General features: G+C 56.4%; 13 protein-coding genes and 1 tRNA gene. 2 read left to right on the plus strand and 12 right to left on the minus strand.

Annotated features, from left to right (window positions below; all coding sequences use genetic code 11):
- Positions 1-9: 9 nt before the first annotated feature.
- The 4 genes from FBF24_01685 to FBF24_01700 all read right to left on the minus strand — a co-directional run bounded on the left by FBF24_01685 (position 10) and on the right by FBF24_01700 (position 5,190).
- Positions 10-1,566 (minus strand): HAMP domain-containing histidine kinase, encoded by a 1,557-nt coding sequence (locus FBF24_01685; GenBank protein QCT40601.1) that lies wholly within the window; start codon positions 1,564-1,566, stop codon positions 10-12.
- Positions 1,518-2,657 carry a DUF3048 domain-containing protein gene (locus FBF24_01690; protein QCT40602.1) on the minus strand — a complete coding sequence of 380 codons (1,140 nt, stop codon included), beginning with the start codon at positions 2,655-2,657 and terminating at the stop codon, positions 1,518-1,520. The genes FBF24_01685 and FBF24_01690 overlap by 49 nt, the downstream gene beginning before the upstream one ends.
- A 76-nt stretch (positions 2,658-2,733) precedes the next feature.
- Positions 2,734-4,179: a glutamate--tRNA ligase gene (locus FBF24_01695; protein ID QCT40603.1), complete on the minus strand. Its 1,446-nt coding sequence runs from the start codon at positions 4,177-4,179 to the stop codon at positions 2,734-2,736.
- A 69-nt stretch (positions 4,180-4,248) separates the two neighbouring features.
- A complete protein-coding gene (locus tag FBF24_01700; GenBank protein ID QCT40604.1) occupies positions 4,249-5,190 on the minus strand; it encodes a DUF4367 domain-containing protein in 942 nt (313 codons plus the stop codon).
- Between the two features lie 85 nt (positions 5,191-5,275).
- Between FBF24_01700 and FBF24_01705 the strand changes: the two genes are divergently transcribed.
- Positions 5,276-6,766: a PEGA domain-containing protein gene (locus tag FBF24_01705; protein ID QCT40605.1), complete on the plus strand. Its 1,491-nt coding sequence runs from the start codon at positions 5,276-5,278 to the stop codon at positions 6,764-6,766.
- Between the two features lie 53 nt (positions 6,767-6,819).
- Here the strand turns inward: FBF24_01705 and FBF24_01710 are convergent, their stop codons facing one another.
- On the minus strand, positions 6,820-8,247 hold the full coding sequence (locus FBF24_01710) for a sortase (GenBank protein ID QCT40606.1): 1,428 nt from the start codon (positions 8,245-8,247) through the stop codon (positions 6,820-6,822).
- Between the two features lie 110 nt (positions 8,248-8,357).
- Here FBF24_01710 and FBF24_01715 point away from each other — a divergent pair.
- A tRNA-Leu gene (locus tag FBF24_01715) sits at positions 8,358-8,444 on the plus strand.
- Between the two features lie 24 nt (positions 8,445-8,468).
- Here FBF24_01715 and FBF24_01720 read toward each other — a convergent pair.
- The 7 genes from FBF24_01720 to xth form a co-directional block, all read right to left on the minus strand.
- A complete protein-coding gene (locus tag FBF24_01720; protein QCT40607.1) occupies positions 8,469-8,936 on the minus strand; it encodes a hypothetical protein in 468 nt (155 codons plus the stop codon).
- Between the two features lie 304 nt (positions 8,937-9,240).
- Entirely contained in the window at positions 9,241-10,032 is a 792-nt protein-coding gene (locus tag FBF24_01725; GenBank protein ID QCT40608.1) for a hypothetical protein, read from the minus strand.
- A complete protein-coding gene (locus FBF24_01730) occupies positions 9,998-10,732 on the minus strand; it encodes an HAD-IB family hydrolase (protein QCT40609.1) in 735 nt (244 codons plus the stop codon). The genes FBF24_01725 and FBF24_01730 overlap by 35 nt, the downstream gene beginning before the upstream one ends.
- 36 nt (positions 10,733-10,768) lie before the next feature.
- A complete protein-coding gene (locus FBF24_01735; protein QCT40610.1) occupies positions 10,769-11,389 on the minus strand; it encodes an NUDIX domain-containing protein in 621 nt (206 codons plus the stop codon).
- 12 nt (positions 11,390-11,401) lie between these two features.
- Positions 11,402-12,220, minus strand: coding sequence for a D-alanyl-D-alanine carboxypeptidase family protein (locus FBF24_01740; protein ID QCT40611.1), 819 nt, complete (start codon positions 12,218-12,220; stop codon positions 11,402-11,404).
- Complete coding sequence (locus FBF24_01745) at positions 12,221-13,102, minus strand: D-alanyl-D-alanine carboxypeptidase family protein (GenBank protein QCT40612.1); 882 nt, start codon at positions 13,100-13,102, stop codon at positions 12,221-12,223.
- Positions 13,099-13,899 carry an exodeoxyribonuclease III gene (gene xth / locus FBF24_01750; protein ID QCT40613.1) on the minus strand — a complete coding sequence of 267 codons (801 nt, stop codon included), beginning with the start codon at positions 13,897-13,899 and terminating at the stop codon, positions 13,099-13,101. Before xth ends, FBF24_01745 begins: the two co-directional genes overlap by 4 nt.
- Position 13,900 lies beyond the last annotated feature (1 nt).

A 13,900-nucleotide genomic window follows, 5' to 3' on the forward strand; every position in this document is an offset into this window, starting at 1 on the left:
TCCCTCCTCTTATCCTCGATACATAGCGTGATTTTTTATCCAGCCACCGCCCTGGCGGATCAGATTGCGATTGAGCTGTCCGTCCTCGAGCAGTTTATCCTTGACGGCGGCGTACACCGGCACGGTAAACGAAAAGACTGAGCCTTCGTTTTCCTTGGAGCGCGCGGTGATGTGGCCGCCGTGACTCTCGATAAAGGCCTTGCAGATGTAGAGGCCGATGCCGGTGCCAGAGACGGTTTCGCGGCTGCGGTGCGAGCGGTAGAATTTGTGAAATAGATTTTTGACGACGCTCGGCGGCATGCCGACGCCATTGTCAGCGACGGAGACTTCAATAACATCGCCCTTTTGTTCGGCGCTGACAGAGACAGTGCCGCCCTCGAAACTGTATTTGATGGCGTTGTCGATGAGGTTAGAGATGACCTCGCTGATACTGGAGCGGTCGGCGGCGACGGTTGGCAGATCACTTGGTATGCTGATGTTGAGCAAGCGGTGCTGCGTCGATGCGCGCAGTTGCATGTCGTCGGCGATTGAACCATAGATGTCAGCGAGCGAATCCTCGGCAAGGTGGATACTGAGGTGGTGGCGGTCGAACTTGGCGACGTTGAGGATGTTATTGATATAGCCAGACAGGCGGTTAGCGGAAACCGTCAGCCGCGCCAGTAGCTGTGGCTCGTCACCTTTCAGGCGGCCGGCTAGCTCCTCGGCGAGGACATCGAGATAACCGCGGATGATGGTGATTGGGCCGCGGAGTTCGTGGGCGGCGAAGGAGATGAAATTGAGGTCTTCTTCCTCGGGCAGATACTGGGCTGAGCGGTCGATGAGGACGATGACGGTCTCGCCGGGTGCGTCTTTTTGGTAGGAGGCGATGATGTCAAAGAAGCGAGTTTTTTTGAAGGCACCGTTGGTAGTGGCGACATGGCGCCAGGTACGCTCGGCGGAGAGCTGGCGGGCGTCGGCGTCGCTGAGCCAGGCGTCGAGCGACTGCTCGTTGAGAAAATCCAGCGCCAGATACGGCTGGCCGTCGGCGTCAGTGGCAATTGGTGCGGCCTTGTTAGCGGAGATGATACGTTTGGTGGGATCGAGGACGACGATGCCACAGCTGGTGTGATTGAGCGCTTGGGTTAGTAGCGCGTCGGGGCTTGGCGGTGGTGCGGGTTGAGTCGGCTCGTCGTAGATAAGTTCAAGGACGGTCTTGAAGCCGGTCTTGGCGTGCTGCTCGGCGTTTGGATTTGGTAGCGGCGTGGTGGTGCGCTCGCCGCGTTTATGGATCAGCGCAGTCAAGATATCATCAAGCGGCCGGCCGGCAATAATGATCAACATGGTCGAAAAAAGACTGCCGACGATGAAAATCGTACCAGTAATTAACCAGAACGCTGGGTGATTCCATGAAGTAGTACCAGTGATACTAAGGACGACACCGCCGATGAGCGCCACCGCCATCTGCCCGGCTAGTGCACAAGCGAACAACATGCGCCGGTGATATCGTCGAAAGTTACAGATCGATGTGCCGCCAGCTGTCATCGCCACGTGACGGATCCCCGCCCGGGCGTAAAGACGCCGATCCATGTTTGGCCGCGATTCAGGGTAAAGTCTTTGCCGTTTTCGTCAAGCAGTTTGAGCGGTGCGGTGAGACTGTCTTTCTTCCAGGTGATGGCGGTAGCAGTACCGTTTTGGAAGACGGTTGCCTTGCCTGAGCCAATGGTGACAGTGTCCTCGTAGCCGTCCGGACCGACGCGTCGCTCGACGGGCGCTTCGAGGGCGATGACAACGCGCGGGGCGATCTGGCCGCCTTCCCGGTCGGCGTGCGGTGCGCCAGCTAGCGAGCGTTTGTAGGTGTTGGTCGTTTTGTCATAAGCATAGGCGGTGTTGTAGGTGCCGCTGCTAAAATTGAGCTGGATGGTAGTGGCGTTCGGTGTTTCGGCCGGTTTGCCATCGCCACGCTTGAAGCCGGTAAATGATGATTCTTTAAAGCCCTTGCTGGCGTTGAGGGCATCAAGTTTCTCACCGGATGTGTAGACATTGTGTGGGGCACGGCGGTCGCTAACTCGCCAATAACTGCCGCCGTTAAAGAACTGGTCGATGTCGCGGTAACTGCCGCTGCGAACGGTATCGAGAGCGTTCGGGCTGCCGCCGACGTGGGCGATGGAGGCTTGATACTGTGCGCCCCAGCTGAGGTAATAGAGGCGGAGGCTACGAACTGGGCCGATGAGGCCGGGCTTGGCGCCCTGATAAACGGCGAGAAAGCGGGTGATGCCGCCCTCGGCAACCGCCTCGTAGACGATGCCGGCTCCCGAAAGGCCGGACTGCGGGCGAGCGTCGGGGCTGTTCTCGATCATGACGGCGGTGACGGGCTGCTTGGTGGCTGCTTCATCAGCGACTTCAAGGCCGGTGAGTGGTGAGTAGAATTTGGTTGGCTTTTTCTTAGCGGCGAAAAACGGCAGACCACCGTCGTGCTGGACAGAATTGATAGCGACGATGAAAATACCGGCGATAACCAGCGAGGCGGTGATGAGGACAATCGCCCACAAGTGCTTTTTACACCACTGGGCAAGCGAGCGTTTTTTGGCCGGGGCGTTTGGTGATGCCGGCTCAAGTTTAGCTGATTTTACCGTCGGTTTTTGGGCCGCGGTGGCTGGGCGAGGATTCTTGATGTGCATGGGTTTAGTATAGCATAAGCGGCGTGTCCGGTAAACGGAGCGATGTGCTGGCCGGTTGGTGTCTATGGCGTAGCAATTATGATAGACTCACGCCCACCGAGAACGCGGTAATTCCCCGCTCAAGCCGCGCCAGCGTGCGCTCGCGGCCAATCAGTGCCAGTGTATCATTCAGCTGCGGGCTGAACGGCGCCCAGGTGATGGCGATGCGGATGAGACTAAAGAGAATGCCGGGCTTTTGGCCGGTGATTTCCAGCAGTTCGTTTAGCCGAGTTTGAATTGTGTCTGGTGTCCAATCGGTGAGCGTGGTGAGTTCGTGGTGGGCAGTCTCTAGCAGCCTGCGCCGTTCGCTCTCAGATAACTTCTTGAGCTGCTTGTTGCCGTCAATAAGTTCCAGGTTGATCTCGGGCTCCGCAAAAAAGTAGCCAAATCCACCGAGGTCACGCAGGGTTTTTACGCGGTCTTGCGCCAGCGCTAGGACGTGCCGGCGATACCCCTCGTCCGCTCCGGCGGCACTGTCCGGCCAAAAATCATTGACCCGCTCGGCTAAATCATCCAGCGCGAGCGAGCGGATAAACTGTCCATTCGTCCACAGCAGCCGCTTTTCGTCAAAGCGAGCGCCCGAGCGCTGCACGCGGCTGAGGCTGAATTTGGCGGTCAATTCGCTCATGGTGAAGGTCTCTTGCTCGGTGCCATCGTTCCAGCCCATGGTGGCGATAAAGCTATCCAGCGCCTCTGGTAGATAGCCGTCACGGATATAATCCAGCACGTCTTTGGCGCCGTCGCGCTTGCCTAATTTCTTGTTGCCCTGCTCGTTCATGATATGAGGCAGATGTGCGAAAACCGGCCGCGGCAAGCCGAGTGCTTCGTAGAGTGCCAGATAATTTGGCATGCTCGAGATGAACTCTTGGCCGCGAATGACGTGGGTGATATTCATCTCGGCGTCGTCGATGATGTGGGCAAAATTGTAGGTCGGGTAGCCGTCAGACTTGATGAGGATGAAGTCGTCAACGACCTCGGGGCTGGTGGTGACGTCACCCATGACCTCGTCGTGGTAGGTGTAGCTTTTGGGCTCAGCCTTGAACCGCAGCGGCGTGGTGCCATCCCAAGCTGGTGGATTGTCGGGGCGATGGTCGCGGTAGCGAAAGGCACGCTTCTCGGCCTGGGCGGTGTCGCGAAAGGCTTGAATTTGCTCGGGCGTGTACGGATCGGCGTAGGCGCGGCCAGCGTCGATTAATGTTTGTGTCCACTGGCGGTAATGCTCAAGCCGCTGGCTTTGGACGTACGGTCCGTGTGGCCCACCAATGTCTGGCCCTTCGTCGTAGTCGAGGTGCAGGGCCTTGAGGCTGGCGATCAGATGCTCGCGGCTGCCGGCAACTTCGCGAACCTTGTCAGTGTCCTCGAGGCGCAGGATAAATTGCCCACCGGCCTGCCGGGCGACGAGAAAAGCAAATAGTGCGGTGCGAATACCGCCAACGTGCAAGAACCCTGTTGGCGAGGGTGCGAAACGAGTGCGTGTAGTCATGGGGTGATTATAGCACGAGGCTGCAGTACTGGTAAACGTGAGGGGTGCCTGCGGTGCTTGCGGGGGTGATTATAAACTAGTGGCGATTTTGGTGACTTGCTCGCTTGACAGTGCCCCGCCGAGGGTGATTTGGTAGAGGACGCCGCCATTAATCCAGGTGGCCGTCCGGTCGGTGCTGTAAATAGTCAGACCGCCAGCAGTGGTGGTTTGGACGTCGCCGCCGTCAGCGGTCAGGGTCTCTTTGAGGGCGGCGGAATTGAGCGAGCTTTTTTGCTGAGTGATGGTGTAGGACTGGCCGTCGTCAGCGTAGGCGAATTTCATGCGGACTTCCCCGCTCTTGAAGGTAATCGGGCCGCTGAGGGCATAGCCGGTCGGTCGATAGCCGGGGTATTTGGCGTTAACACCAGATTGGATGGCGGCGATACGGGTGGAGATGTTAGGCATGCCGAGGTAGGTAAAGTAGCCGCCGATCAGCATGATGGCCAAGCCGACAGAGGCGATTTGCAGCCAGCGACCGATGCGGTTCTTTGGTTTTTTGCTGCGGCGTGGCGCTTTTTCTGGAGTAGTGGCGCGCTGCAGTGCTTCGGTGATGGCCTCGTTTTTGAGAACGGCGGCTGGCTTGGGTGCGAGGGCGGCAGTGTGTTGTTTGGCCGGCAGGTGGTTTGGCTTGATAATACGCGTCGAGTGATGAGGCGGTGTGGCCGGGACGTGGCGAGTCGTAGTCCGGACGGTCTGAGGTTGCTGGGCAATGCGAGCTTGGGCACGCACAACGGTCGGGTGTGGTTCGGCTGGACGATCGCGCTTAGTTGGTTGTGGCAGGACGCTTGGCGCGGACGGTGCAAATTTATTGACATGGACACTTATCGGGACGGAGGTGTCGCGCGTAATGTCGGGGCGGCTGGCCAGGCGACGCTTGGCGTGCGATGGCGCGGCGACGTGACGGCGACTGAGCGTCGTTGATTTTTGGCCGGCAGTTTTGTGGACGGTTTTATGGATGATTTGTTTGTTCATGAACCCCTCGTATTCCTAATGCTTATATTTTATTGTACAAAGAGGACATGCTTTTTGCAAGGGGCGAAATGTGGTATAATCTCTCATGATGTATCGGAAGCAAAAGCGCGGCCTAGAACTTGCTCGCAGGACGCTGATCTACACAATTATGGTACTGGCGGTGTGTACGCTGGCATTTATTTTGATTTTTCATACGCTTGGCTATCAGCTGGATCTCAAGACGCAGACGGTTGAGCAGCGGGCGCTGGTGCAGTATGATTCGCGGCCGCAAGGCGCACGGGTGTTTGTCGATGGCATGGAGCTTGGCAAGACACATATCAAGGGCATGCTTCCCGAGGGGCAGCATCAATTTTCCATGCGGTTGGATGGCTATGACGAGTGGCGCAAAGTTGTCGAGGTCAAGGCCGGGACACTGACCTGGCTATCATACGCGCGGCTAGTGCCGAGTGAGCGGGTGGTGAGCTCGGTCAAGGAATTTTCGTCGCTGGCCTCAGTACGATTTTCGCCAAATTGGCGGTTCATGCTGGGTGTGATGCAAGCGACCGATGCGCCGAAGATCGTCTGGGGCGATTTGCGCGATTCGGATAAGCCAAAGTTTAACGAGGTGACACTGGATACGTCGGTGGTGGCAGGTTACGGCGGCCAAGCGACGGCGCACACGTTTAAGATTGTTGAGTGGGATTCCGGTAATCGCTACGCCATTCTCAAACACACCTACGTGGTCGAAGGCCAAGGCGAAAAAGTCCAGTGGCTGAAGGTCGACCGCGAGAATAAAACAGTGGTTGATATCGCGAAAGTGATCGGGCTGGAACTAAAAGACGTGCGCTTCCTTGGTGAGAGCGGCAATGAACTCTATGTACTGCAGTCGAGCGGCGAACTGCGGCGAGCGGACCTGAACGCAGCGACGATTTCTGCGCCGCTGATCAGTCATGTACAGTCATTCTCGGTGTATGGCACGGATTATATCACCTACGTCGGGACGAATGGCACGAGCAAGCTGCAGCTGGCGGGCATTTGGCGCAAGGGTTGGACTGAGCCAGTGGTCGTGCGACGACAGACTGAGGCGGAGGCTTCGACGCCGTTGATGATTAAGTTTTCGCGCTATGATAATAAAGACGTACTGGTGGTTGGCGTTGGCTCAGCCGTGACGCTGCACATGGGCGCGGCGCTGGACGGGTCGAGCTCGTCGGCATCAAAATTACTCAGCCGCGTCAAGTCGATCACCGCCGGCGAGCAACTGACTGAACTAGATCTAAGCGGTACTGGGCGGTTTGTCTTGATGCGAACGGGGGCTGGCTTTATGAGCTATGATATTGAGCGGCAATCGGTGTCGCACGATACGGCGCTGCCGACGGGAACGGTGCTTGATTGGCTGGATGATTATCACGTGTGGAGTGTTGAGGGCGGCAAGGTGGTGATGCGCGAATTTGACGGCGCTAATCAGTCAACGATGCTCGAGGCCAGCGAAGGGTTTGATGCGTCACTATCGCACGACGGCGACTGGCTATATGCCTTTCGCCGAGCCGACAATGGTGCGGTGACAATGTCACGACTGCGAATGACGATCAAGCGCTAACTAACGCCATCTTCTGATTGCTCGCCTTTGACCCTTTGATCTTTTGTAGTCTTTTATTCTTTAGCGCCGAATAATCGCTCAAGCAGTGTTGGCGACGGCTTGCCCGGGATAGCGCCGGACTGCGTGGTGACTGGCTCGGTCGATTTGGTAGCGCCAGATGGGTCGGGGCTGATTTGCTCGGCAAAGACCAAGAGGCGTTTTTCGGCGGTGCCGAGCGGCACGCAGCTGATCAGGGTGAGTATCGGCTTGTCGGTCTGGATCTGGATGCGGCTGACCTCGTTTGGCAGGACAACTTCTTTCTTGGTGACGGCGTAGGTGTAGCGCTTGCCCTGGTAGTGCATGTAGATGATGTCGTCTTTGACCAGCTTTTCGTTTTGGGCAAAGACAAACTTATAGTCACCGGCAGCGAAGGCATCGTTAGAAGAGTGTGCCGAGAAGACGGCATTACCAACTTGGCCAGGCACGGCGTTAGCGCCAGCGATCGCGAAGTGAGCAGCACCCTTCTCCATTGCTTTCATTTGAGCGTTATGGTCGGCCGCGTTAACGCCATAAATGACCGGTACATCAACGTTGAGCTTGGGGATGATCAGCCGTGGGTCGGGGCCGACAGCGGCGTTGCTTGCTGGATTGACAATGATGTTTTGTGGATCAACATTGCCTGGGGTGGTGTAGGCAGCGGCGATGCCAAACAGAACGCGGTTGTACTGCAAAAAGACGAACGCTAGCAGCACCAATACGCCCGCCAGTGCTGGGATGAAGTGGCGTGACTTGGTGACTTTTTTGGCCTTGTCGCGGACGGTCTGCTGGATCTGGGCACGGAGGCGCTTGATGGGGCTTTGGGCGGACAACATATCGGTCATGGCCGGCGCGGCGGCGGTGTTGGCGTCGCGAGCAGACTTGACCAGCCGGTCAAATTCCTGTTGCTTTTGATCAAGGTGCGAGGCATAATAGCGCTCGTAGTGCATCTGGTAATATTTTTGCCACGAGCTGTGGTACTGCTTCCACTGATCGGCGGTGATTTGCGGCTGATGAGTGGGAGTTTTGGCCGGGGCGGCCGGTTGCGGCTGTGTGGTTGGCGGCATGGCGGTAGGCTTGTCCGTTGACCTGTTCCCTGGTTGGGGCTGGGGTGACTCGGTGATGTGAGCGGGAGCTGGCGCTGCGGACGGCTGGGTCGGTTGAGCTGCCGGTGGCGCGGTGTTCAGGGCGTGTGGGCTTGGCGTGCGCGGTGGCGGCGTGACAGTGGTGCGCTCGGTCGGTTCTGGATGCGGCTGCTCTATAGGGCGCGGTTGAACCACCGGTGTGGTGTGTGGCGTTGATTCGGTGCCGCGACCGCCGTAAATAGCATTGATTTGATCACGAATAACATTGGCGGCGGCAGCTTGCGAGCCGGAATAATCACGTGGTGGTGGCGTAAGCGGACGAGGTTGACTCGAGATTGGCGCCCCCACTCGCCTGCCAAACTGATCGTCATGTGGATTCATCACCTCTTATTATACGGGAAAACGCCGGAAAGATAAAGCGTCCGGGCTCTTGCTGATGTGGTAGCGGCCGTGGTATAATTACCCTTGGATGACTTGGGGCGTTCTCTCGTGCCGCGGTGGCGGAATTGGTAGACGCGCTAGACTCAAAATCTGGTGAGCAATCGCTCGTGCCGGTTCAAGTCCGGCCCGCGGTACCAGAGGTCGCCTCAGTTTGTTTAATTTTATTCCCGTTTTTGTAGCGGGAATTTTATTGATGGCAATACCTTACGAGAAGCTAATGTTAAGAATGAGAATGATGTCCGCACCCTTTCTTCTCTGGCTTTTGTTTTAGTGGCGGCAGAAGCATTACAGTCAGCAACCTGTAGATCGAGAAAATGACCCTCATTACTAAAATCAAACTCGATGAGGGACTGTTCGTTAAATTCTCTCCCCGAGAGATTGTTCTGCGTGATGCCGCCAACGATGATGGTTGGGTCTGTTGGTAGCATATTTTCTGTCCAGTGGATTACTTGTCGTCGACTAACTCCTCTAGGAATCTTGGCAATGGTGACGTGTGGCTTGAATTTTTTATGGTGAGGAGTGGTAGCCTCTGCTTCTATAAATGCTTGCTTGATACGTCGTCTTTCTTCCCGCGGTAAAGTTTGGCTGAGGTCGTTGAATACCAGAGTGAGTGCACACTCTCCTAACATACGAGCACCAACTACGTTGAGCTCAAGGCTCTTTTGTGATTGCTCTGGTAGATGAATGCGCAGTCTAGATGGATGTAGGACCTTTGGGTATTCTCGTGCGCCTAGGATAGTAAGATGACGCTCCTCGGGTTGCGTTGGTTTTATGGGGTTGTCATTCAGTCTACTAAATCGTTCCTGTATCTCTTGAGTAAAATCTGGATCTGACAGAGGAAATTCAGCCACAGGATGGTAAATCAGGCAATAGCTATCCTTGTTATACCGCGCAGTTTATAAATCGTCAAGAGCTGGTGGGAACCGCCCTGGTTTATACGCTAGCGGCCATGCTGGTGCTGATGGCTGCCAGCGGTGCCTCCGGTGACCATAAGAGGTAGCTGGCGGCGCGCGTGGCGGTTTGTCCGCGCCACAGCTGCATTGGCTCGGTCCAGGCTTGAGTGATGACTTCCCCGCCCCGTGCGATGACCAATTGATCGGCATGAAAAACTGCTAATGTGACCGGATAGGTGATGGTGAATTTGTGCAGCGCCTCGACTAACTGCGCCAGCTGCATGCTGAATGTCAGGATTTTTGGGTAGTAGACGCTGCGAAACAGTTTCTGTACTTGGGCGAACGAGGCGACAAAGACGACGTGGGGATTGTCGAGGATGGCGGGAAAGCTGTTTTGCACCAGGTCGATGGCGTCGCGGCTTAGTACGATCGGCCGGTGGTACTGGCGCACAAACTGCTCGTACAGCGCGGCCGTTTCGCTATTTTTGCTGGCGTCGCCGATCAGCAGTATGACCTTAGCCCACTCGCCAAGTGTGGCCAATTCGCCTGCCGCCGCGCCACTGAGGCCGCCGGACGGATTGGTTGGTGCAAATAGAACGTCGGTCATCGCCGCTGGCACGGTGCGGCGCAGTGTGTCAGGTAGCAAGACTCGCACCTCGCCTGCCCCGGCGTCACGTGCTGCCTGGTAGCTGGTCGCCACCGCCGCAAAGCCGAGCTTGTTACCGCCAACGATCCCTAGCCGCCCGGCTTGGTCGCGGCGCTCTGGCCGATTCCATTCAATGTCGGGAAACAGCGGCTTAGATTTTTCCTGCTTGCGCCAAAAGGTATCCATGTTCGCCTTTCTCGAGTTCAAACACCACGCTTTTACGCTCCAGGACAATCGGCCAGCCGTTGGTTTTGGCAATTTCGAGCAGCTTTTCCGTCGGGTTAAAGACGACGGGATGTTCAACCATCGCCAGGAGGTGCCGGTCGCCCTCGCTGTCGCCAAAGGCATAACTGCCAGCGAGCGTTAGCCCGTGCTTATTGATGATTCTTTGGAGGATTTTATCTTTATTGGTGTACGTTTTGGCGGTAATTGTGCCAGTAAAGGCATCGCCCTGCCGTTCATAAACCTGAGCCGCCCAGGCATCAAAGCCGTATTTTTTAGCAAATGGCTCGACTAATTCTTGCTGCGAGCCAGAGATAGCGATCAGAAAGTAGCCCGCTTGCTTTAGCTCGCGCAGGCGATGTCGCGTGTACGTGTAAACGTGGTCGAGCTCTTTCGTGACGATGCTACTTGCCACTTCGTCAAACACTGCGGTCGGGATGTTAGCGAGCGAGCTGGCAATAGCGTTGACCAAACTCAGTTCGTACTCATCATAGGCGTCTTTTGACTCTCGCCGTTTCCAGCTGAGCAATTTTTGCTGAATGATCGAGGCGTGGACCTCGGGGATGGCGCCAGCATCAATCAGTCCAAGCACCAACTGCCGGTACAGCCCGCCACGAATAAGCGTACCATCGATATCAAAAACTGCGAATTTCTGCTGCTTCATCGCTTGATTATCTCGTATTTTTGGCTTCTTGGCAACTTAGCTGGCGCGCTGCATTGATAGGGTTTGATGTATGCTCTCTGGTAGCCGAGGCTGATGAGGCTGCCATGGATCATCAGCGTGAGGCCGTGCAGTCTGAAGTGTTGCCAGGCTGTCGGTTATGGTGAGGTCATAGCAAGCTTTGCGTCCAAGGATAGCCGCGATGATCCAAAGCCTGTCATTTGGCCACATTGTTTCCAGGGGCAAGTGGTTGACGAGTGTTCCGTTTGCGAGCTTATGGCCGACAGTAAACCATGCTGGCCGCATCTCCTCTGTCTCCTCGGGCGTTCCCTGCCAACTGAGGCAGCGCGACAAGTAAATGACCATCGGCTTGCCACTTCCCATAACGGTCAAGATGCCCGTCGGTTCAATAGCACTGGGGTCTGCCTCGAGACCGGATTCTTCTTTGAGCTCACGGACGGTGGCGTCGAGTGGAGTCTCCCTCGGCTGAAGTTTGCCACCGAACCCATTGAGATAATTGACGCCATGCCCACGCTTTTTCATGCCGAGTAGCACTTCGTTATCCCTAACAGGAAAGGTAATAGTCGCTTCTTGGCATCGTGTGCCAGGCGACGCTTCGATAGCTAGTTTAGTGATCGTGGGGGGGGTGAGCTCTACCATGAGCCTACTATATCATGAAGTAGATGACTTAGCAACTGATGTATTGTCGCGTAATTTGACCATGTTTTGGTACACTTCGTCAAAGGTCAGGCCTGATTCGTGGATGAGGCTGGCCAGGTCTTTTCCGACGTAGCGGAAGTGCCAGGCTTCGTTAGCGATACCGGTGATTTTTTCCTTACCCTTCGGATAGCGCAGAATAAAACCGTATTCGTGAGCGTGGGCGGCTAGCCAGCCGGCGGTTTTTGGATCAAGCGCGCAGTCGCTGAAGCGGGCCTTGCATTTCTCAGAAAAGCTGGTTAAGTCAACCGCTAGGCCCAGCTGATGCTCGCTGTGGCCAGGCTTGGCGACGTATTCGTCAGTGTGGGCGGCGCCGTTTTTGGCGGTGGTTTCAGTACGGACTTTGGCTTGGGCAGTACCGGAGCGGTAGGCGCTCGAGATGAGGATCGGTAGCTTAGCCTTGGCCGCGGCCTGACGTAGTTGTTCTAGCGGTTCTTTGACCATCGGCTGCACGCGCTTATCCTCTATCCAGCTCGGCGTACCATCAGTGATATCAGTCAGCGGCGGCTCAAATGCTGGGTCGATGCCCTGCTTGCCTGACACATAAGACCAGATTTTCCCAGTTTGTAAATACTTCCACGACGGAAAGGTCAAGTCGCGATTGGTCCGGTCAAGACGGATGGTGACTGGCTGAAAATTATACAGCGGCGAATTAGCGACTGACGCCGACGTTTGGTTGACGAGCTGCGTGCCGCCATTGATCATCAGTAGTGTCAGTGTCGTCCAGGCTGCCAAAACCATGGCCACGACTGCGCGTCCCACCCCGTGCTTCATTTATTGTGTTCCTCGCTGTTTGAGTTTGGTCATTGCCTCTTCAATATACGACCAAGCCTCCTCCATCGTCAAGCCCGACTGATGCAGAGCGCCCGCTAGTTCCCGCCCAACATAGCGAAAATGCCATGGCTCGTACTGATAGCCAGTAATTTTTTCCTTACCCTTCGGATAGCGCAGAATAAAACCGTATTCGTGGGCGTGGGCAGCGAGCCATTTACCGGCGGCGGTTCGTTCGAAACAATCATCAACCCAACAGGTTTGGTCGGCGCCAGCGAAGTCAACCGCCAGGCCTGATTGGTGCTCGCTGTGGCCGGGGCGGGAGCTAAAGCGGCTGGCTGCGGCCTCGCCGTGCCGGCGGACGTAGCTAGCGAAGAGCGAGGCTTGGGTGGCGTAGCTGCGGTAGCCTGAACCAACGCGGAGAGTAACGCCAGCGGCCCAAGCAGCGGCGACTAACTTCTCGAGATCAGGCATGAGGACGGCGCGGAGCGAGCGCTCATCCTGGCTGCGGCCGGGTAGTGTCGGCACGCTGACTGGGCGGAGGTCGCTGGGCTGGTAGCGAGGATTGGCGAAGGCTCGGGATTTGTTAGCAATTTTCCAGAGATCGGCGTCATCGGCACTGTTGACAATGCGAGCGGGGATCGGCGTAGCGTTTGGCAGAGCAAGGCCCGGCGCAGCTGGCACTGGAGGTTTCTGGCTGTCGGGAGCTTTTTCTTTGGGTGCTGGCGCGGGCTGCTCCTTGCTAATTGGCTGCTGGGCGGTGGTGTGCGGTGGGTTGAAATGACGGAGGGTGAAATAAGTCACTACGGCGCTACTGGCGATGATCAGCACGGCACCCAGGCCGATGAGCAGATTACGTTTCCCTGAGCGTTTGGCGATTTTCATACCTCAACCTCAATGCTTACCGGGCAGTGGTCGCTGCCCATTTGTTCGGCGTGAATCTGTGGGTTAGCGACACGCTCAGCGATTTCGCGCGATGCCAGCCAATAGTCGATCCGCCAACCGACATTGCGCGCCCGGGCGTTGGCCCAGTGCGTCCACCAGGTGTAAGCTTCGGTCTTCTCAGGGAAAGCTGCCCGGAAGGTATCAGTAAATCCAGCGTCTAGGTAATTCTGAAAGCCTTCCCGCTCCTCGTCGGTAAAGCCGTGCTTGCCAACGTTGGCCTTGGGGTTCGCCAGGTCTATCGCTTGGTGGGCCACGTTCATATCGCCGCAGTATAGTACTGGCTTGACTAGCTCCAATTCCTCCAGGTAGGCTAGCACTGCCGGATCCCATTGTTCATGACGCAGACTCAGCCGGCTCAAATCCCCTTTCGAATTTGGCGTATAACAGGTCACTACCCAAAAATCGTCGAACTCGGCAGTGATGATGCGCCCCTCGTCCGCCGGGTTGCCGTATTGATCGCCGGTCAAATTAAACCGCTCGATGATAGCCGGCGGTAGCCCGTCGCGCCAATGCAGCGGCCGGATTTTTGAGAAAATTGCCGTACCGGAATAGCCCTTTTTGGCAGCTGAATAGAAATGCTCGTGATACTCTGGCAGGTCAATTTCCACCTGGTCGCGGGCGGCCTTGGTTTCTTGGAGGCATATAATGTCTGGATCGTACGTCTGCAGGAAGCGGGCAAACTCGCCCTTGTTGATGACGGCGCGGATGCCATTGACGTTCCAAGAAAATAATCGCATA

The sequence above is a fragment of the Candidatus Saccharibacteria bacterium oral taxon 488 genome, from assembly GCA_005697215.1.
Taxonomy (GTDB): Bacteria; Patescibacteriota; Saccharimonadia; order Saccharimonadales; family Saccharimonadaceae; genus Nanosynbacter.

What these genes read in the sequence shown, in the direction of transcription:
- FBF24_01685 (QCT40601.1), bottom strand. Translation starts at nt 1,566, where the DNA reads ATGGATCGGCGTCTTTACGCCCGGGCGGGGATCCGTCACGTGGCGATG.
- FBF24_01690 (QCT40602.1), bottom strand. Translation starts at nt 2,657, where the DNA reads ATGCACATCAAGAATCCTCGCCCAGCCACCGCGGCCCAAAAACCGACG.
- FBF24_01695 (QCT40603.1), bottom strand. Translation starts at nt 4,179, where the DNA reads ATGACTACACGCACTCGTTTCGCACCCTCGCCAACAGGGTTCTTGCAC.
- FBF24_01700 (QCT40604.1), bottom strand. Translation starts at nt 5,190, where the DNA reads ATGAACAAACAAATCATCCATAAAACCGTCCACAAAACTGCCGGCCAA.
- FBF24_01705 (QCT40605.1), top strand. Translation starts at nt 5,276, where the DNA reads ATGATGTATCGGAAGCAAAAGCGCGGCCTAGAACTTGCTCGCAGGACG.
- FBF24_01710 (QCT40606.1), bottom strand. Translation starts at nt 8,247, where the DNA reads ATGAATCCACATGACGATCAGTTTGGCAGGCGAGTGGGGGCGCCAATC.
- FBF24_01720 (QCT40607.1), bottom strand. Translation starts at nt 8,936, where the DNA reads ATGTTAGGAGAGTGTGCACTCACTCTGGTATTCAACGACCTCAGCCAA.
- FBF24_01725 (QCT40608.1), bottom strand. Translation starts at nt 10,032, where the DNA reads ATGGATACCTTTTGGCGCAAGCAGGAAAAATCTAAGCCGCTGTTTCCC.
- FBF24_01730 (QCT40609.1), bottom strand. Translation starts at nt 10,732, where the DNA reads ATGAAGCAGCAGAAATTCGCAGTTTTTGATATCGATGGTACGCTTATT.
- FBF24_01735 (QCT40610.1), bottom strand. Translation starts at nt 11,389, where the DNA reads ATGGTAGAGCTCACCCCCCCCACGATCACTAAACTAGCTATCGAAGCG.
- FBF24_01740 (QCT40611.1), bottom strand. Translation starts at nt 12,220, where the DNA reads ATGAAGCACGGGGTGGGACGCGCAGTCGTGGCCATGGTTTTGGCAGCC.
- FBF24_01745 (QCT40612.1), bottom strand. Translation starts at nt 13,102, where the DNA reads ATGAAAATCGCCAAACGCTCAGGGAAACGTAATCTGCTCATCGGCCTG.
- xth (QCT40613.1), bottom strand. Translation starts at nt 13,899, where the DNA reads ATGCGATTATTTTCTTGGAACGTCAATGGCATCCGCGCCGTCATCAAC.